The 17,037-nt window shown below is 64.8% G+C and carries 10 protein-coding genes and 1 tRNA gene; all 11 read left to right on the forward strand.

What is annotated here, in order from left to right; translation table 11 throughout:
* Nucleotides 1-204 precede the first annotated feature (204 nt).
* The 11 genes from L2D01_06165 to rpoC all read left to right on the forward strand — a co-directional run bounded on the left by L2D01_06165 (nucleotide 205) and on the right by rpoC (nucleotide 17,018).
* Entirely contained in the window at nucleotides 205-3,069 is a 2,865-nt protein-coding gene (locus tag L2D01_06165) for a TonB-dependent receptor (protein WBQ11366.1), read from the forward strand.
* Between the two features lie 163 nt (nucleotides 3,070-3,232).
* Nucleotides 3,233-4,735, forward strand: coding sequence for a sulfotransferase (locus tag L2D01_06170; protein WBQ11367.1), 1,503 nt, complete (start codon nucleotides 3,233-3,235; stop codon nucleotides 4,733-4,735).
* 113 nt (nucleotides 4,736-4,848) lie between these two features.
* Nucleotides 4,849-4,924: transfer RNA gene (locus tag L2D01_06175), tRNA-Trp, on the forward strand.
* A gap of 55 nt (nucleotides 4,925-4,979) precedes the next feature.
* Entirely contained in the window at nucleotides 4,980-5,270 is a 291-nt protein-coding gene (secE, locus tag L2D01_06180) for a preprotein translocase subunit SecE (protein ID WBQ11368.1), read from the forward strand.
* 6 nt (nucleotides 5,271-5,276) lie between these two features.
* On the forward strand, nucleotides 5,277-5,810 hold the full coding sequence (gene nusG / locus L2D01_06185; GenBank protein WBQ11369.1) for a transcription termination/antitermination protein NusG: 534 nt from the start codon (nucleotides 5,277-5,279) through the stop codon (nucleotides 5,808-5,810).
* 127 nt (nucleotides 5,811-5,937) lie between these two features.
* Nucleotides 5,938-6,369, forward strand: a complete 432-nt coding sequence (rplK, locus tag L2D01_06190) for a 50S ribosomal protein L11 (GenBank protein ID WBQ11370.1) — start codon at nucleotides 5,938-5,940, stop codon at nucleotides 6,367-6,369.
* A 5-nt stretch (nucleotides 6,370-6,374) separates the two neighbouring features.
* Nucleotides 6,375-7,091, forward strand: coding sequence for a 50S ribosomal protein L1 (gene rplA, locus L2D01_06195; protein WBQ11371.1), 717 nt, complete (start codon nucleotides 6,375-6,377; stop codon nucleotides 7,089-7,091).
* 330 nt (nucleotides 7,092-7,421) lie between these two features.
* Complete coding sequence (gene rplJ, locus L2D01_06200) at nucleotides 7,422-7,940, forward strand: 50S ribosomal protein L10 (protein ID WBQ11372.1); 519 nt, start codon at nucleotides 7,422-7,424, stop codon at nucleotides 7,938-7,940.
* A 57-nt stretch (nucleotides 7,941-7,997) separates the two neighbouring features.
* Nucleotides 7,998-8,372 carry a 50S ribosomal protein L7/L12 gene (rplL, locus tag L2D01_06205; protein WBQ11373.1) on the forward strand — a complete coding sequence of 125 codons (375 nt, stop codon included), beginning with the start codon at nucleotides 7,998-8,000 and terminating at the stop codon, nucleotides 8,370-8,372.
* A 258-nt stretch (nucleotides 8,373-8,630) separates the two neighbouring features.
* A complete protein-coding gene (gene rpoB / locus L2D01_06210; GenBank protein WBQ11374.1) occupies nucleotides 8,631-12,710 on the forward strand; it encodes a DNA-directed RNA polymerase subunit beta in 4,080 nt (1,359 codons plus the stop codon).
* A gap of 93 nt (nucleotides 12,711-12,803) precedes the next feature.
* A complete protein-coding gene (gene rpoC / locus L2D01_06215; GenBank protein ID WBQ11375.1) occupies nucleotides 12,804-17,018 on the forward strand; it encodes a DNA-directed RNA polymerase subunit beta' in 4,215 nt (1,404 codons plus the stop codon).
* The last annotated feature ends 19 nt before the right edge of the window (nucleotides 17,019-17,037 follow it).

Raw genomic sequence — 17,037 nt, forward strand, 5'->3', positions numbered from 1 at the left:
GAGTGGTGCTCACAGGCCACAGATATGAAAGAATGTTGGTATTCTGCCTTCATGACAGTTCGGCAAGGTTGACGTGACAGTCCGGCGACAACTAGCGTCGCGATCGTGACGGAACGTTCCGTCTTCAGGGTCGGCGTTCGCTTCAGATCAGCTTTCTGCGGCGTCGCCTTCAGGGAACCGCTACTCACTCGGGGAGAAACAGAAGTGAAGCGAAGCATTTTCAAGTCTTGCCTGCTGGCAAGCACGCTGATCGGGGGCCTGACCGCCACCGCGCCTGCGCTCGCGCAGGAAGAAGACGGCGCTCAGGCGCCGACCAGCGATGTCGTGCGTGTCACGGGCACGCGTATCCTCAACCCCAACCTCGTCTCGTCCAGCCCGGTGACCACGGTCGACGCGTCGGACTTCAACCTGTCGGGCACGACGCGGGTCGAAGACCTGCTGAACACCCTGCCGCAAATGGCGCCGAGCTTCGACGCGTTCACTGTGAACCCGACGACCGGCTTCGCCACCGCTGACCTGCGCGGCCTCGGCACCGCGCGCACCCTGGTGCTCGTCAACGGCCAGCGCCTTCAGCCGGGCGGCATCCGTTCGGAAGCCCCTGACCTGAACCAGATCCCGGCTGCGATGCTGTCGCGCGTGGAAATCCTGACCGGCGGCGCCTCGGCGGTGTACGGTTCGGACGCCATGGCCGGCGTTGTGAACTTCATCATCGACCGCAATTTCGAAGGCGTGTCGCTGACGGTTGGCGCGTCTGCCTATCAGCACAACAACCGCAACACCTATCTGACGCCTCTGATGGATGCGCGCGGGTTCGACTACCCCACGGGCAGCTCGGGCCTTGACGGTCAGTCCTATCACATCGACTTCGCCATGGGCTCCAGCTTTGCTGGCGGCGCGGGCCATGCGTCGGCTTACTTCACCTATCGCCAGAACGAAGAGCTGCGCCAGGGTGCGCGCGACTATTCGTCCTGCGCCCTGAGCGCGGCCGGCACGTCGTGCGGCGGCTCGTCGACCGCGCCGATCCCGAGCTTCTTCCTTCTGCACCCGGACTATGTCGGCTTCGCCAACCAGGCGACCGGTCCGTGGACCACGGGCACGGCGCCGCTGTACAACTATGCGCCGATCAACCACTTCCAGCGCCCGGACGAGCGCTGGACGGCCGGCTCCTTCCTGTCCTACGAGGTCAGCCCGATGCTGCGCCCGTTCGTGGACATCATGTTTGCGCAGACCAACACCGAGGTGCAGATCGCGGAGTCGGGCACGTTCTTCGTGAACTTCTTCGAGTTTGATTGCGCCAGCCCGCTGCTCGGCACGATGTGCGCCGATCTGGGCCTGAACCCGGCTGACGAAGTCGGCGTCTATATCGGCAAGCGTAACAATGAAGGCGGCCCGCGTATCTCGGCCATCGAATCCAACTCGCTGCGCATCGTCGCGGGCTCCGAGGGCGATTTCGGCAATGGCTGGGCGTACAACGCCTCGTTCATGTATGGCTCCAACTCGTCGAACGAAGCCAACGTCAACGACTTCATCCCGTCGCGTATCGAAACCAACGTCCTGAACTGCCTCAATCCGGCCCTGCTCAACACGGCGTCTTGCTATGACGTGTTCGGCATTGGACCGGGCGTGACCCCGGAATCAGCGGCTGCCCTGGGCGGCGTCGGCATTCGTACGGGCCGCACGGCGATCTACTCGGTGGGTGGTTACGTGACCGGCGATACCGGCATCGTGTTCCCCGGCGCCGCTGAGCCGGTCTCGATGGTGATCGGCGCTGAATGGCGCCGCAGCGAGTTCGCTGTGACCGCGGACGCCAACATGTCTTCGGGCAACTTCGCCGGTCTCGGCGGCCCGCGTCCGCCGATCGATGGCGGCTTCGACGTGACCGAGTTCTACGCTGAGGCGGGTGTCCCGCTGTTCGCCAACCTCTCGGCCGATCTGGGCTACCGCTACTCGAACTACAACACCTCGGGCGGCGTCAGCTCCTACAAGGTCGGTCTGAACTGGGAGCCGTCGGACATCCTGCGCTTCCGCGGCGGCTATAACCGCGCCATCCGCGCGCCCAGCGTCAACGAACTGTTCGCACAGCAGCAGATCTCGCTGTGGGGTGGTGAGGATCCCTGCGCCGGCGCTGCGCCGGAGTTCACTGAGGCTCAGTGTGTGAATACGGGTGTTGCTCCGTTTGATCCCTTGAATCCCACGGCTTCTGGCACGTACGGCAACATTCAAAGCAGCCCGGCGAACCAGTACAACCAGTTCTCCGGCGGCAACCAGACCCTGCAGCCTGAGGCGGCCGACACCTGGACCTTCGGCTTCGTTGCGTCGCCGATGTCCAACCTGTCGGTCTCGGTCGATTACTACCACATCGCGATCGAAGACCGGATCGGCACCATCGGCGCCAGTACGATCCTGCGCTTCTGCGGTCTGACCGGTGATCCGTTCCTGTGCGACAAGGTCAACCGCAACGCCACCACCGGCGATCTGTGGCTGGGCTCCAACCTCGCCACGTCCGGCTTTGTCGAAAACCTGAACGACAATTTCGGCAATCTGACCTGGTCGGGCATTGACTTCACGGCCGCCTACGCCACCGAATTCCTGGGCGGCAATCTGGGCATCAACTTCAATGGCTCGGTTGCTCTGGAGCAGGAAATCGAACCGCTGCCGGGCGTGAACCCGGACGCGACGTTCGATTGCGCCGGCAACATCAACACCTCGTGCCAGACCCCGACATGGCGTCACACCCTGCGTGCGACGTACGACATGGGCAGCTGGTGGAGCGGTTCGGTGCGCTGGCGTCATACCGGCGCCATGGACTATGTCAGCACTGACGGCTCGCCTGCCACGACCGACCAGATCCTGGTCGCCAATGGCAATGAGCTCGGTTCGTTCAACTATATCGACCTGACGGGTACGTTCGACCTTCGTTCGAACACCACCCTGACGGTGGGTGTGAACAACGTGATGGACCGTGAGCCGCCGATGGTCGGCGGGTCGCTGACCCTGAACGCCAACTCGATTGGCGGTTATGATCAGGTCGGCCGCTTCCTGTTCGCCCGCGTCAATCTGCGTTACTGATCGCGGCGCGTTCTTCAGGACGCGTACAAGACTGCGGCGGCGGGCTCTGCCCGCCGCCGTTTTCTTTTGTGCGGCGCGCATCGGGTGTGAAGCCGGCGCTCGCCGCCGCGTGGACGGCTTGCTTTAATGGCCGCGCCCTGGACACCCGCTTTCCATTGAGACCATGAGCCTGACCCGCAGCACAGCCGAGGCGCAGATTCGCAGCGCCGCCGCGCGCGGCGCGCTCTCCGGCATCCTCGCCGCCTGCCGGGCCGCGGTGGAAGCCTGCCCTGACATTGCCGATTTCTGGTTCGATCTGGGCTATTACCTGCGCCAGAACGAAGAGCCGCGCGCTGCGCTGGACGCCTATGCCCGCGCCCTGGCGCTGGGCGGCGCCGAGCCGGAGATGATCCATCTCAACCGCGCGGTGATCCTATCTGACGATTTGCTCGACGATACCGGCGCCATGGCGGAGCTGACAGCGGCGCTGGACCTGCGCCCGGACTTTGCGCCGGCCCTGATGAATCTCGGCAATCTGCATGAAGAGCGCGGCGAGCGGCGTGAGGCGCTGGCGTGTTACCGCCGCGTCCTGGACCAAGGGCCCGGCGCCGGACCCGCCCATGCCGGCGACGCACAGGCCCGCCTGTTGCGCCTAGAAGCCATGGAGGAGGGGGCGTCCGGGCCTGCGGCGCGCGCCCTGCAGGCGGCGTTTGAGGGCGCGGGCGGCGCGCCGGCCGAGACCCGCGCCAATCTGGGCTTCGCTCTGGGCCAGGTGCTTGAGCGCGCTGGCCGCATCGCGCCCGCTTTCGAAGCCTATACGCGCGCCAACGCCATCGCGGCGGCGGCGCATCCGCGCTATGATCGCGCCCGCGCGCAGGCCAATGCACAGGCGCTCATCGACGCCTTTCCGGCCGCGCGTCCGGCCGGGGTGAGGGACGGCGAAGGGGGTGCAGACCTGATCTTCATCTGCGGGTTGCACCGGTCCGGCTCGTCGCTGGCCGAGCGGGTGCTGTCCATGCATCGCAATGTGGCCGCGTTCGGCGAGCTGCCCTTCCTGCAGCGCCTGGCGGCGCGGGATCTGGCGCCCTTTCCCGCCGGCGCCGGGCGCCTCGATGCGGCGGGCGCACGCGCGGCGGCGCAGCGCTACCGTGACCGTCTGGCGGCGATGCACGCGCCCCGGCCGGGTCTGCGCTACACCGACAAGCGGCCGCAGAATTTCCTGCTGATTGGCCTGATCCTCCAGCTCTTCCCCGAGGCGAAGATCATTCATACCGTGCGCGACCGGCGCGATGTGATGGTGTCCATCTTCGGCCAGCATCTCGACCCGCGCGCGGCGGCCTATGCGTGCGATCCCGGTGATATCGCCCACTATATGGGTCTGCAGGCGCGCATCATGGATCACTGGCGCGCGCTGTACCCGCAGGCGATTTTTGATCTGGACTATGACGCCTTCGTGCGCGCGCCCGATGACACGCTGGCAGGGCTCACTGGCTGGCTGGATCTGCCGGCCCAGGATGATCTTCTGGACTTCCACGCCCGGCCCGGCACGGTGAAGACCGCCAGCTATTGGCAGGTGCGCAGTCCGGTCAATACGCACTCGTCCGGGCGCTGGCGCGCGTGGGCGCCCCATATGGGCGAGGCCTTCGCGGCGCTGGCGCGCGCGGGGCTGGTTGCGGACCGGGGATAACCGGGTGCAGAAATTTTGCAGCGCCCTGTTTGCATCTCGCTGCAGGCGATGTAAAAGCACCGGCTCTGGCGAAGGCGGGCGTCAACGCGCCGCGTTAAGCCTGCGTGCGACACAGGGGTGTAGCTCAGCTGGTAGAGCGGCGGTCTCCAAAACCGCAGGCCGGGGGTTCGAGCCCCTCCGCCCCTGCCAGGCGCGCCAGTCCTTCGCGTCTGGCGCCAGCGATTGAGAAAGATGGTCTGACGCCATGGCGCGAGACACGAAAAACCGCCCGCCGGCGAAACCGGCCGCCAGCGGCCGAAGCGGGACTTCGGGCGGAGCAGCGACTGCGCCTGCGCCCAAGAAGCCGTTCAACCCGCTGCGCTTCTTCGCCGAAGTGCGTCAGGAGGGCCGCAAGGTCACCTGGACGGGCCGTAACGAGACCTTCATCTCCACCGTCATGGTGCTGATCATGACGGTCATCGCGGCGATCTTCTTTTTCGCGGTCGACAGCGCGCTCGGCTTTATCATCCGCAATCTCCTCGGTCTTGGAGCCTGACGCCGCATGTCCGCCAAATGGTACATCGTCAACGCCTATTCCAACTTCGAAAAGAAGGTGGCCGAAGCGATCCGGTCCGAAGCCGTCCTCAAGGGTCTTGAGGACCGGTTCGAGGAAATCATCGTGCCGACCGAAGAGGTCGTTGAAGTGCGCCGCGGCCGCAAGGTCAACGCCGAGCGCAAATACTTTCCCGGCTATGTGCTGGTGAAAATGGATATGACGGACGAGGCCTATCACCTCGTCAAGAACACGCCGCGCGTGACCGGTTTCCTGGGCTCGGGCAAGCGCCCGCTGCCGGTGCCGGAAATCGAGATCAAGCGGATCATGGGCCAGATGGAGGACGACGCCGAACGGCCGCGCTCCACCATCTCGTTCGATATCGGCGAGAGCGTGCGCGTGACGGACGGATCGTTCATGGGCTTTGTCGGCACCGTCGACGATGTCGATGACGGCAAGGAGACCTTGAAGGTCGCCATCAATATTTTCGGCCGGGCCACCCCGGTCGAGCTGGAATTCACTCAGGTCGAAAAAGCGAACTGAGCGAAGCGACGGTGCGGGAGGCTGCGGCGAAGACCATGCCGGGGCCGTACCGCGCCACCCTTGGGGGACATTGAGTCCCTCGTGACGTACAGGCGCGGCATCGGTCCGCGTCATTGGAGGAAGGGCTATGGCGAAAAAGATTACAGGTTACATCAACCTGCAAGTTCCCGCCGGCGCAGCCAACCCGTCGCCGCCCATCGGGCCGGCGCTGGGTCAGCGCGGCGTGAACATCATGGAATTCTGCAAGGCGTTCAACGCCAAGACGCAAGAGATCGAGAAGAGCACGCCGATTCCCGTGACCATCACGGTGTACTCGGACAAATCCTTCACGTTCGTGACCAAGACCCCGCCGGCGAGCTTCTTCCTGAAGAAGGCCGCCAAGGTTCAAAAAGGCTCCGCCACGGCCGGCAAGACCGCGCCGACCGCCAAGGTGACGCGCGCCCAGTGCCGTGAAATCGCCGAGACGAAAATGGCTGATCTGAACGCGACCGACCTGGACGCCGCCACCCGCATCATCGAGGGTTCGGCGCGCTCCATGGGCATCGAAGTGGTGGAGTAGGCGTCATGGCGAAGATTGCAAAACGGATTGCTGCGGCGCGTAACGGCATTGACCGCGAAAAGGACCACACGCTCGAAGCGGCGGTGGCCCTGGTCAAGGAACGCGCCACGGCGAAGTTCGACGAGACCATCGAAGTGGCCGTGAATCTGGGTGTTGACCCGCGTCACGCCGACCAGATGGTGCGCGGCGTGGTGTCGCTGCCCAACGGTACGGGCCGTTCGGTCCGCGTGGCCGTGTTCGCCAAGGGCGCCAAGGCTGAAGAAGCCCTGAAAGCCGGCGCGGACGTGGTGGGCGCCGAGGACCTGTACGAAACCGTGGCCGCCGGCCAGATCGATTTCGACAAGGTCATCGCCACCCCGGACATGATGCCGCTGGTGGGACGTCTGGGCAAAGTGCTCGGTCCGCGCGGCATGATGCCGAACCCGAAGGTTGGCACCGTGACCATGGACGTGGCCAAGGCTGTGGCCAACTCCAAGGGCGGCGCAGTCGAGTTCCGCGTGGAAAAAGCGGGCATCGTGCATGCCGGCGTGGGCAAGGCGAGCTTCTCGCAGGACGCGCTGGTGGAAAACATCCGCGCGCTGCTGGCGGGCCTGGTGAAGTCGAAGCCGGCCGGCGCCAAGGGACAATATGTCCGGCGCATCTCGCTCAGCTCCACCATGGGGCCGGGCGTGAAAGTTGATGTGACCGAGGCGTCCACAGGCGCCCCGACCGAAGCGGCCTGATCAGGGCTGCTTCGACAAGAGTTTTCCGCCCTCCGGCTCCTGGCCGGGCGGCGGGGTCAGGACCGGGCGCGGCGGCACATGCCGTCACATCCGGTCCGACCTGTCCGAGATCCCGGGGGAGGGGCGTCACAAGCGCCGCTCTTAATTCACACGGCCCCGGGTGAGACAGAGCGAGACCAAGTTTGTCCGGCGCGAGCCGGGGATGCTGGTTCGAGCCCTGGGGCAGGCAAGTCCGCGCTCGCGCGTCCTGCCCCTTATCACGGGCGGGCGTCTGGCGCGGCGGCTTGACGGGCCGCCCGCGGTGGGTGGTCCGAACGAAGGGAGACCGCAATGGATCGTACGACCAAAGTGACGGCGGTCGGGGAGCTCACGGAGATTTTCTCCGCTTCCGGATCTGTCGTCCTGGCCCGCTATTCGGGCCTGACCGTTGCGGAAATGACCAAGCTGCGCGGCGAACTGCGCGCCAAGGGCGGACGACTGAAAGTCGTGCGCAACCGGCTCGCCAAGATCGCCCTGAAGGGCCAGAAGGGTGAAGAGGCCTCGGACATGTTCCAGGGCCCGATCGCCATCGCTTATTCTGAGGACTTCACCGCAGCGCCGAAGGTTGTCGTCGAGTTCGCCAAATCGAACCCCAAGTTCGAAATCGTCGGCGGCTTCATGGAAGAGAATATTTTCTCCGACGCCAAAAGCGTCGAAGCGCTCTCCAAGATGCCGTCGCGCGAAGAACTCATCGGCGCCATCGCAGCCCGCCTCATGGGCCAGGCCAGCGAGATCATCTCGCGGCTCAACGCGCCAGGGTCCACCCTGGCCGGCCAGATCGAGGCGATCCGCGAACAGGCAAGCAGCTGACGTCGTCTCCGCACACTCGAACCCGAACAACCCTGACCAACGCGAAGGAATATTATCATGGCTGATGTGGCCAAACTTGCTGACGAACTCCTGGGCCTGACGATTCTGGAAGCCAAGGAACTGAACGACATTCTCGAGTCCAAAGGCATCAAGGCGGCGGCTGCCGCCGTGGCCTATGCCGCTCCGGCCGGCGACGCCGGCGGCGCTGCTGCGGAAGAGAAAACCGAATTTGACGTTGTGTTGCTCGAAGCGGGCGACAAGAAAATCAACGTCATCAAAGAAGTCCGCGCCATCACTGGCCTGGGCCTGAAAGAAGCCAAGGATCTGGTCGAAGCCGGCGGCAAAACCGTCAAGGAAGGCGCCTCCAAGACCGAAGCCGAGGCACTGAAAAAGCAGCTCGAAGACGCCGGCGCCAAAGTCGAGCTGAAGTAAGGATGTTGCGGCCAACGGCGCCTTACCGCGCCGTAGCCGGGATATCTGGCGAACGCCTTGCGGGCGCATGGGGCTTCCCCGTGCGTCCGTAGCGGCGTCCGCACTGCCTGAAGCGCCGCCTGGGTGTCCGTTCCGGAGCCAGGCGGCGGGCGCACGCCGCACGCCCGCACGGGGCGGCGGCGACGACCGGAACGGATGCCGGGGGCCTGGTCCCCGGGAGCGCAAGGCGCCGGGCAAGACCGGCGATAGGGAGCGAAAATGGGTCTGTCGTTCACGGGCAAGAAGCGCATCCGCAAATCATTTGGCCGCATCCCCGAAGCTGTGGTGATGCCGAACCTGATCGAGGTTCAAAAACACTCCTACGAGCAGTTCCTGCTGAAGGAAATCGGCTCGGCCGGGCGCCCCGATGAAGGGCTGCAGGCGGTGTTCAAATCGGTGTTCCCGGTGCGGGATTTCTCCGAGCGCGCGGTGCTGGAATTCGTCTCCTATGAGTACGAGGCGCCCAAGTTCGACGTCGAGGAATGCATCCAGCGCGACCTGACCTATGCTGCGCCGCTGAAGGTGAAGATGCGCCTCATCGTGTTTGATGTGGACGAGGAAACCGGTGCGCGCTCGGTCAAGGACATCAAGGAGCAGGATGTCTACATGGGCGATATCCCGCTCATGACCGACAAGGGCACCTTCATTGTCAACGGCACCGAGCGGGTGATCGTCTCCCAGATGCACCGCAGCCCGGGCGTGTTCTTCGACCATGACCGCGGCAAGACCCACGCGTCTGGCAAATTCCTGTTCGCCGCGCGCATCATTCCCTATCGCGGCTCGTGGCTCGATCTGGAATTTGACGCCAAGGACATCCTGCACGTGCGCATCGACCGCCGGCGCAAGCTGCCGGCCACGACGCTGCTCTATGCCCTGGGCATGGACAAGGAAGAGATCCTGGGCACGTTCTACGACCGGATCACCTATGAGCGCGTCAAGGAAGGCTGGACGCTGCCCTATCTCAAGGAACGCTGGCGCGGCGTGAAGCCAGTGCGCGACCTTGTGGATGCGCGCTCTGGCGAAGTGGTGGCCCCGGCGGGCAAGAAGATCGCCGCGCGCGCCGCCAACAAGCTGGCTGAAGACGGCCTGACGCAGCTTCTGGTGTCGGCTGACGACCTGGTTGGGCGCTACGCGGCCGAGGACCTGGTCAATGTCGAGACCGGCGAGATTTTCGCCGAGGCCGGCGACGAGCTGACCGAAGAAGTGCTCGAAGCGCTGGCCGAAGCCGGCGTGCAGACCCTCGACGTGCTTGACATCGATGGCGTTGCGGTGGGCGGCTATATGCGCACCACGCTGGCCGCCGACAAGAACGACACGCGCGAGCAGGCGCTGGTGGACATCTACCGGGTCATGCGCCCGGGCGAGCCGCCCACGCCGGAAACCGCCGACGCGCTGTTCAACGGCCTGTTCTTCGACCCCGAGCGCTACGACCTGTCGCCGGTCGGCCGGGTGAAGATGAATATGCGCCTGGATCTCGAATGCCCGGACGATGTGCGCGTGCTGCGCCGCGAGGACATTATCGAGGTGCTGCGCGTGCTCTTGAACCTGCGCGACGGCAAGGGCGAGATCGACGATATCGACAATCTCGGCAATCGCCGGGTGCGTTCGGTCGGCGAGCTGATGGAGAACCAGTACCGCATCGGTCTGTTGCGCATGGAGCGCGCCATCAAGGAGCGCATGAGCTCGGTGGATATCGAGACCGTGATGCCCCATGACCTGGTCAACGCCAAGCCGGCGGCGGCGGCGGTGCGCGAGTTCTTCGGCTCGTCCCAGCTGTCCCAGTTCATGGACCAGACCAACCCCTTGTCGGAAGTCACCCACAAGCGCCGCCTGTCGGCGCTCGGGCCGGGCGGTCTGACGCGCGAGCGTGCGGGCTTCGAAGTGCGCGACGTGCACCCGACCCATTATGGCCGCATCTGCCCCATCGAGACGCCCGAAGGCCCGAATATCGGCCTGATCAACTCGCTGTCGACCTTTGCGCGCGTCAACAAGTACGGCTTCATTGAAAGCCCGTACCGCAAGGTGGAGAAGGGCAAGCTCACCGACCAGGTGGACTATCTGTCCGCCATGCAGGAAGCGCGCTTCGCCATCGCCCAGGCCAACGCCACCGTCGGCGATGACGGCATGCTGGCGAACGAGTTCGTCAATTGCCGCGTCGGCCAGAACCGCGACGCCACCCTGGTACCGCGCGAGGACGTGGACTATATCGATGTGTCGCCCAAGCAGGTGGTCTCCGTGGCCGCCGCGCTGATCCCCTTCCTGGAAAATGACGACGCCAACCGCGCCCTGATGGGCTCGAACATGCAGCGTCAGGCCGTGCCGCTTCTGCGCAATGAAGCGCCGCTGGTGGGCACCGGCATGGAAGATGTGGTGGCGCGCGATTCAGGCGCTGCTGTCGCGGCCCGCCGCGACGGTGTCGTCGAGCAGGTCGACGCCCAGCGCATCGTGATCCGGGCGCTCGGCGATATCGGCTCGGCCCAGTCCGGCGTCGACATCTACCGCCTGTCCAAATTCCAGCGGTCCAACCAGTCGACCTCGATCAACCAGCGTCCCATCGTGAAGGTGGGCGACCGGGTGCAGACCGGCGACATCATCGCTGACGGCCCGTCCACCGATCTGGGCGAGCTGGCGCTGGGGCGCAACATCCTCGTCGCCTTCATGCCGTGGAATGGCTATAATTTCGAGGACTCCATCCTCGTGTCCGAGCGCATCGTGCGCGATGACGTGTTCACCTCGATCCATATCGAGGAGTTCGAGGTGATGGCCCGCGACACCAAGCTCGGGCCCGAAGAAATCACCCGCGACATCCCGAACGTCGGCGAGGAGGCCCTGCGCAATCTCGACGAAGCCGGGATCGTGGCCATCGGCGCCGAAGTGGAAGCGGCTGACATTCTCGTTGGCAAGGTGACCCCGAAAGGCGAAAGCCCGATGACGCCGGAGGAGAAACTCCTGCGCGCCATCTTCGGTGAAAAGGCGTCGGACGTGCGCGACACCTCGCTGCGCCTGCCGCCGGGCGCGACGGGCACTGTGGTGGACGTGCGCGTGTTCAACCGCCACGGTGTGGAGAAGGACGAACGCGCCATCTCCATCGAGCGTGAGGAAATTGCGCGCCTGGGCGAGGACCGTGAGGACGAGCTGGCGATCCTGGAGCGCGACATCTTCTCGCGTCTGCAGGAAATCCTCTTGGGCAAGACCGCCGTCGCTGGTCCCAAGGGCTTCAAGAAGGGTGCGGTCACCGAGGCCGCCCTGGACGAGACCCCGCGCTCGCAATGGTGGAAGATCGGCCTGGATGACGAGAAGGCCATGGCCGAAGTCGAGGGCCTGAAGCGCCAGTACGACGAGTCCAAGGCCCGGCTTGACCGGCGCTTCGAGGACAAGGTGGAGAAGGTCCAGCGCGGCGACGAGATGCCGCCGGGCGTGATGAAGATCGTCAAGGTGTTCGTCGCCATCAAGCGCAAGATACAGCCCGGCGACAAGATGGCCGGCCGTCACGGCAACAAGGGCGTCATCTCCAAGATCATCCCGATCGAGGACATGCCGTTCATGGAAGACGGCACCCATGTGGATATCGTGCTCAACCCGCTGGGCGTGCCTTCGCGCATGAACGTGGGTCAGATCCTGGAGACCCATCTGGGTTTCGCCTGCAAGGGTCTGGGCAAGATGATCGGCGAGGCCTATGAGGCCTACAAGCGCGACGGCAAGGCCGAAGATCTGGCCAAGTCGATCCGCTACGCCTACGGCGAGGATCAGGAACTGCCCGAGTCCGAAGAGGACCTGGCCGAGCTGGCGCGCAATCTGACCAACGGGATCGCCATCGCGACCCCGGTGTTCGACGGCGCTCGCGAGCCCGACGTGGTGGAGTACCTGAAAAAAGCCGGCCTGGACGAAAGCGGCCAGTCGACCGTCTATGACGGCCTGACCGGCGAGCCGTTCCGGCGCAAGGTCACCGTCGGCGTCAAGCATATCCTGAAGCTGCACCACCTGGTGGACGACAAGATCCACGCCCGCTCCATCGGCCCGTACTCGCTGGTCACCCAGCAGCCGCTGGGCGGCAAGGCGCAGTTCGGCGGACAGCGCTTCGGCGAGATGGAAGTGTGGGCCCTGCAGGCCTATGGCGCGGCCTATACGCTGCAGGAAATGCTCACCGTGAAGTCCGACGACGTGGCCGGGCGCACCAAGGTCTATGAGGCCATCGTGCGCGGCGACAACGCCTTCGAGGCCGGTATCCCGGAAAGCTTCAACGTGCTGATCAAGGAAATGCGCTCGCTGGGTCTGAACGTGGAGCTGGTCAACCAGTAAACCCGTCCACCCCTTCGCAGCGCCCCTCAGTCATGGCGGCGGGAAGCCGGCCCCTCCGGCCCCCGCCGCCGCCACCGTCAAGGAGACGGACCGATGAACCAAGAGGTCATGAACATCTTCAATCCGTCGGTCGAAGGCCCCGCCTTTGACCGGATCCGGATCTCGCTGGCCAGCCCGGAGAAAATCCTCTCCTGGTCCTTCGGCGAGGTGAAGAAGCCCGAAACGATCAACTACCGCACGTTCAAGCCCGAGCGCGACGGCCTGTTCTGCGCGCGCATCTTTGGTCCGATCAAGGACTATGAGTGCCTGTGCGGCAAGTACAAGCGCATCAAGTACAAGGGCATTATCTGCGAGAAGTGCGGCGTGGAAGTCACGCTGGCGCGCGTGCGCCGCGAGCGCATGGGCCATATCGAGCTGGCCGCGCCGGTCGCGCACATCTGGTTCCTGAAATCTCTGCCGTCGCGCATCTCGATGATGATGGACATGGCGCTCAAGGACGTGGAGCGCGTGCTCTACTTTGAAGCCTATATCGTCATGGAGCCGGGCCTGACCCCGCTGCAGAAGCACCAGCTTCTGACCGAGGAAGAGTATTACGAGGCCGTCGACGAGTATGGCGAGGACGCCTTCACCGCCGGCATCGGCGCCGAGGCGATCCGCGAGATCATGATCGGCATGGACCTGCCCAAAGAAGTCGAGCGCATGCGTGAAGACATGCTCGAGACCGGGTCGGAGCTGAAGCTGAAGAAGCTTTCCAAGCGCATCAAGCTCTTGGAATCCTTCATGCTGTCGAAGAACAAGCCGGAATGGATGATCATGACCGTGGTTCCGGTCATCCCGCCCGAGCTTCGCCCGCTGGTGCCGCTGGACGGCGGCCGGTTCGCCACCTCCGACCTCAACGATCTGTACCGCCGGGTGATCAACCGGAATAACCGCCTGAAGCGCCTCATCGAGCTGCGCGCGCCGGACATCATCATCCGCAACGAGAAGCGCATGCTTCAGGAAGCGGTCGATGCATTGTTCGACAACGGCCGGCGCGGCCGGGTGATCACGGGCGCCAACAAGCGTCCGCTCAAATCACTCGCCGACATGCTCAAGGGCAAGCAGGGCCGGTTCCGCCAGAACCTGCTGGGCAAGCGCGTGGACTATTCGGGCCGGTCGGTGATCGTGGTGGGTCCCGAGCTGAAGCTGCACGAGTGCGGCCTGCCCAAGAAAATGGCGCTGGAACTGTTCAAGCCCTTCATCTATGCGCGTCTTGACGCCAAGGGCCTGTCGGGCACGGTGAAGCAGTCGAAGAAGCTGGTCGAGAAAGAACGCCCCGAAGTGTGGGACGTGCTCGACGAGGTGATCCGCGAGCACCCGGTGCTGCTGAACCGGGCGCCGACCCTGCACCGTCTGGGCATCCAGGCGTTCGAACCCAAGCTGATCGAGGGCAAGGCCATCCAGCTGCACCCGCTGGTCTGCGCCGCGTTCAACGCCGACTTTGACGGCGACCAGATGGCCGTGCACGTGCCGCTGAGCCTTGAGGCCCAGCTGGAAGCGCGCGTGCTGATGATGTCGACCAACAACATCCTGTCGCCCGCCAACGGCAAGCCGATTATCGTGCCGTCGCAGGATATCGTGCTGGGCCTGTACTATCTCTCCATCGTCAAGGATGGCGAGCCGGGCGAGGGCATGGTGTTCGCCACCATGGGCGAGATCGAAGCGGCGCTGGACGCCGGCGTGGTCACGCTGCACTCCAAGGTGAAGGCCCGCTACGCCTATATCGACGCCGAAGGCAATCAGGTCACCAAGGTGATCGAGACCACTCCGGGCCGGATGAAAATCCTGGAGCACATGCCCCGCCACCAGCTGCTCGGGCCGAGACTGCTGGACGAATTGCTGACCAAGAAGGCCATCGGCACGATGATTGACGAGGTCTATCGTCACACCGGCCAGAAGAAGACGGTCATCTTCTGCGACCGCATCATGCAGCTGGGCTTCCGTGAAGCGGCCCGCGCGGGCATCTCGTTCGGCAAGGACGACATGCTGATCCCGGCGGCCAAGGCCGTGCTGGTGGGCGAAACCCGCAAGCTGGTCGGCGAGTACGAGCAGCAATACGTGGACGGGCTGATCACCAAGGGTGAGAAGTACAACAAGGTCGTCGACGCGTGGGCCAAGTGCACCGACAAGGTGGCCGACGCCATGATGGAAGAGATTTCCGATCCGCTCAAAGGCGTGCGCGGCGAGGTCAACTCGGTCTACATGATGGCGCACTCCGGCGCGCGCGGCTCCAAGAACCAGATGAAACAGCTGGCCGGCATGCGCGGCCTGATGGCGCGTCCGGACGGGTCGATCATCGAGACGCCGATCATCTCCAACTTCAAGGAGGGGCTGACGGTTCTGGAATACTTCAACTCCACCCACGGCGCCCGGAAAGGCCTGGCGGATACGGCGCTGAAAACCGCCAACTCCGGCTATCTGACCCGCCGCCTGGTGGACGTGGCCCAGGACTGCATCATCACCGAACCCGATTGCGGCACTTCGCAAGGCATCAAGCTGACCGCGGTGATCGAAGGCGGCGAAGTGTCGGTGTCGCTGGGCGCGCGCCTCCTGGGCCGCACCACGGCCGAGGACATCAAGAACCCGTCCAGCGGCGAGGTCATTGCGCCCGCCGACACGTATCTGGACGAGGATCTGTGCGCGGCCATCGAAGCAGCCGGCGTGGTGTCGGTGAAGGCGCGTTCGCCGCTCACCTGCGAAACCCGCGTGGGCGTGTGCGCGGCCTGTTACGGCCGTGACCTGGCGCGCGGCACGAAGGTGAATATGGGCGAGGCGATCGGCGTGATCGCGGCCCAGTCCATCGGCGAGCCGGGCACCCAGCTGACCATGCGCACCTTCCACATCGGCGGGACGGCGCAGGTGTCCGAGCAGTCCTTCATCGAAGCCAGCCACGACGGCAAGATGACCTTCACCGAGCGGTCCACCGTGAAGACCGCCGAAGGCGACTTCATCGTGATGACGCGCAACATGCAGATCGCGGTGACCGGGCCGGACGGCCAGGAGATGGAAAGCTACAAGCTGCCCTACGGCGCGCGTCTGCGTGTGGATGCGGGCAAGGGCGTCAAGCGCGGCGACCGTCTGGCCGAGTGGGACCCCTACACCATGCCGATCGTCACCGAGGTGGCCGGCAAGGTGAAGTTCATCGACGCCATCGATGGCCTGTCGGTCAAGGACGACACCGACGAAGCCACCGGCATCGCCTCCAAAGTGGTGATCGACTGGCGCGGTACAGGGGCCAAGTCGAAAGACATCCAGCCGGCCATCGTGGTCACCGACGCCAAGGGCGAACCGGTCAAGCTGCCCAACGGGCAGACGGCCAACTACATGCTCTCGGTGGGCGCGATCCTGTCGATCCTGGACGGTGACGAGGTGCGCCCCGGCGACGTGCTGGCGCGCATCCCGACCGAAGGCGCCAAGACGCGCGACATCACCGGCGGTCTGCCGCGGGTGGCCGAGCTGTTCGAGGCCCGCCGTCCCAAGGATCACGCGATCATCGCCGAAATGACCGGCCGTGTGGACTTCGGACGCGACTACAAGAACAAGCGCCGCATCTCCATCACGCCGGAAGGCGAGGGCGGCGAGCCGGTGGAATACCTGGTGCCCAAGGGCAAGCACCTGTCCGTGCAGGAAGGCGATGTCATCCAGCGCGGCGAGTACCTGATCGACGGCAACCCGGCGCCCCACGACATCCTGCGGATTCTGGGTGTGGAAGCGCTGGCCAGCTATCTCGTCAACGAGATCCAGGAGGTCTACCGCCTGCAGGGCGTGCCGATCAACGACAAGCATATCGAAGTGATCGTGCGCCAGATGCTGCAGAAGGTGGAGATCCTCGAAGCGGGCGATTCGGGCTATCTGGCCGGCGAGCACGTGGACAAGATCGAGTTCATCGAAACCAATGAACGCCTGCAAAAAGAGAAGAAGAAGCTGGCCACGGGCGAGTCGGTGCTCTTGGGCATCACCAAGGCGAGCCTGCAGACCCGCTCCTTCATCTCCGCGGCCTCCTTCCAGGAGACCACCCGCGTGCTGACCGAAGCCGCCATCCAGGGCAAGGTCGACATGCTGGAAGGCCTGAAAGAGAACGTCATCGTGGGCCGCCTGATCCCGGCGGGCACCGGCGGGACCATGCGCCAGTACCAGGTCGACGCCGACAAGCGCGACCGCGCCCGCATCGCCGAACAGGAAGCCGCCGCCGAGGCGGAAGCCGAAGCCGAAGCCCTGCCGGCCGAAATCGCCGCAGCCGCCGACGCCGAAGCGGACAGCGACGCCTGATTGTCAGGCTGAAACTGGC

The organism is Hyphomonadaceae bacterium ML37 (genome assembly GCA_027627685.1).
Taxonomy (GTDB): Bacteria; Pseudomonadota; Alphaproteobacteria; order Caulobacterales; family Maricaulaceae; genus Oceanicaulis.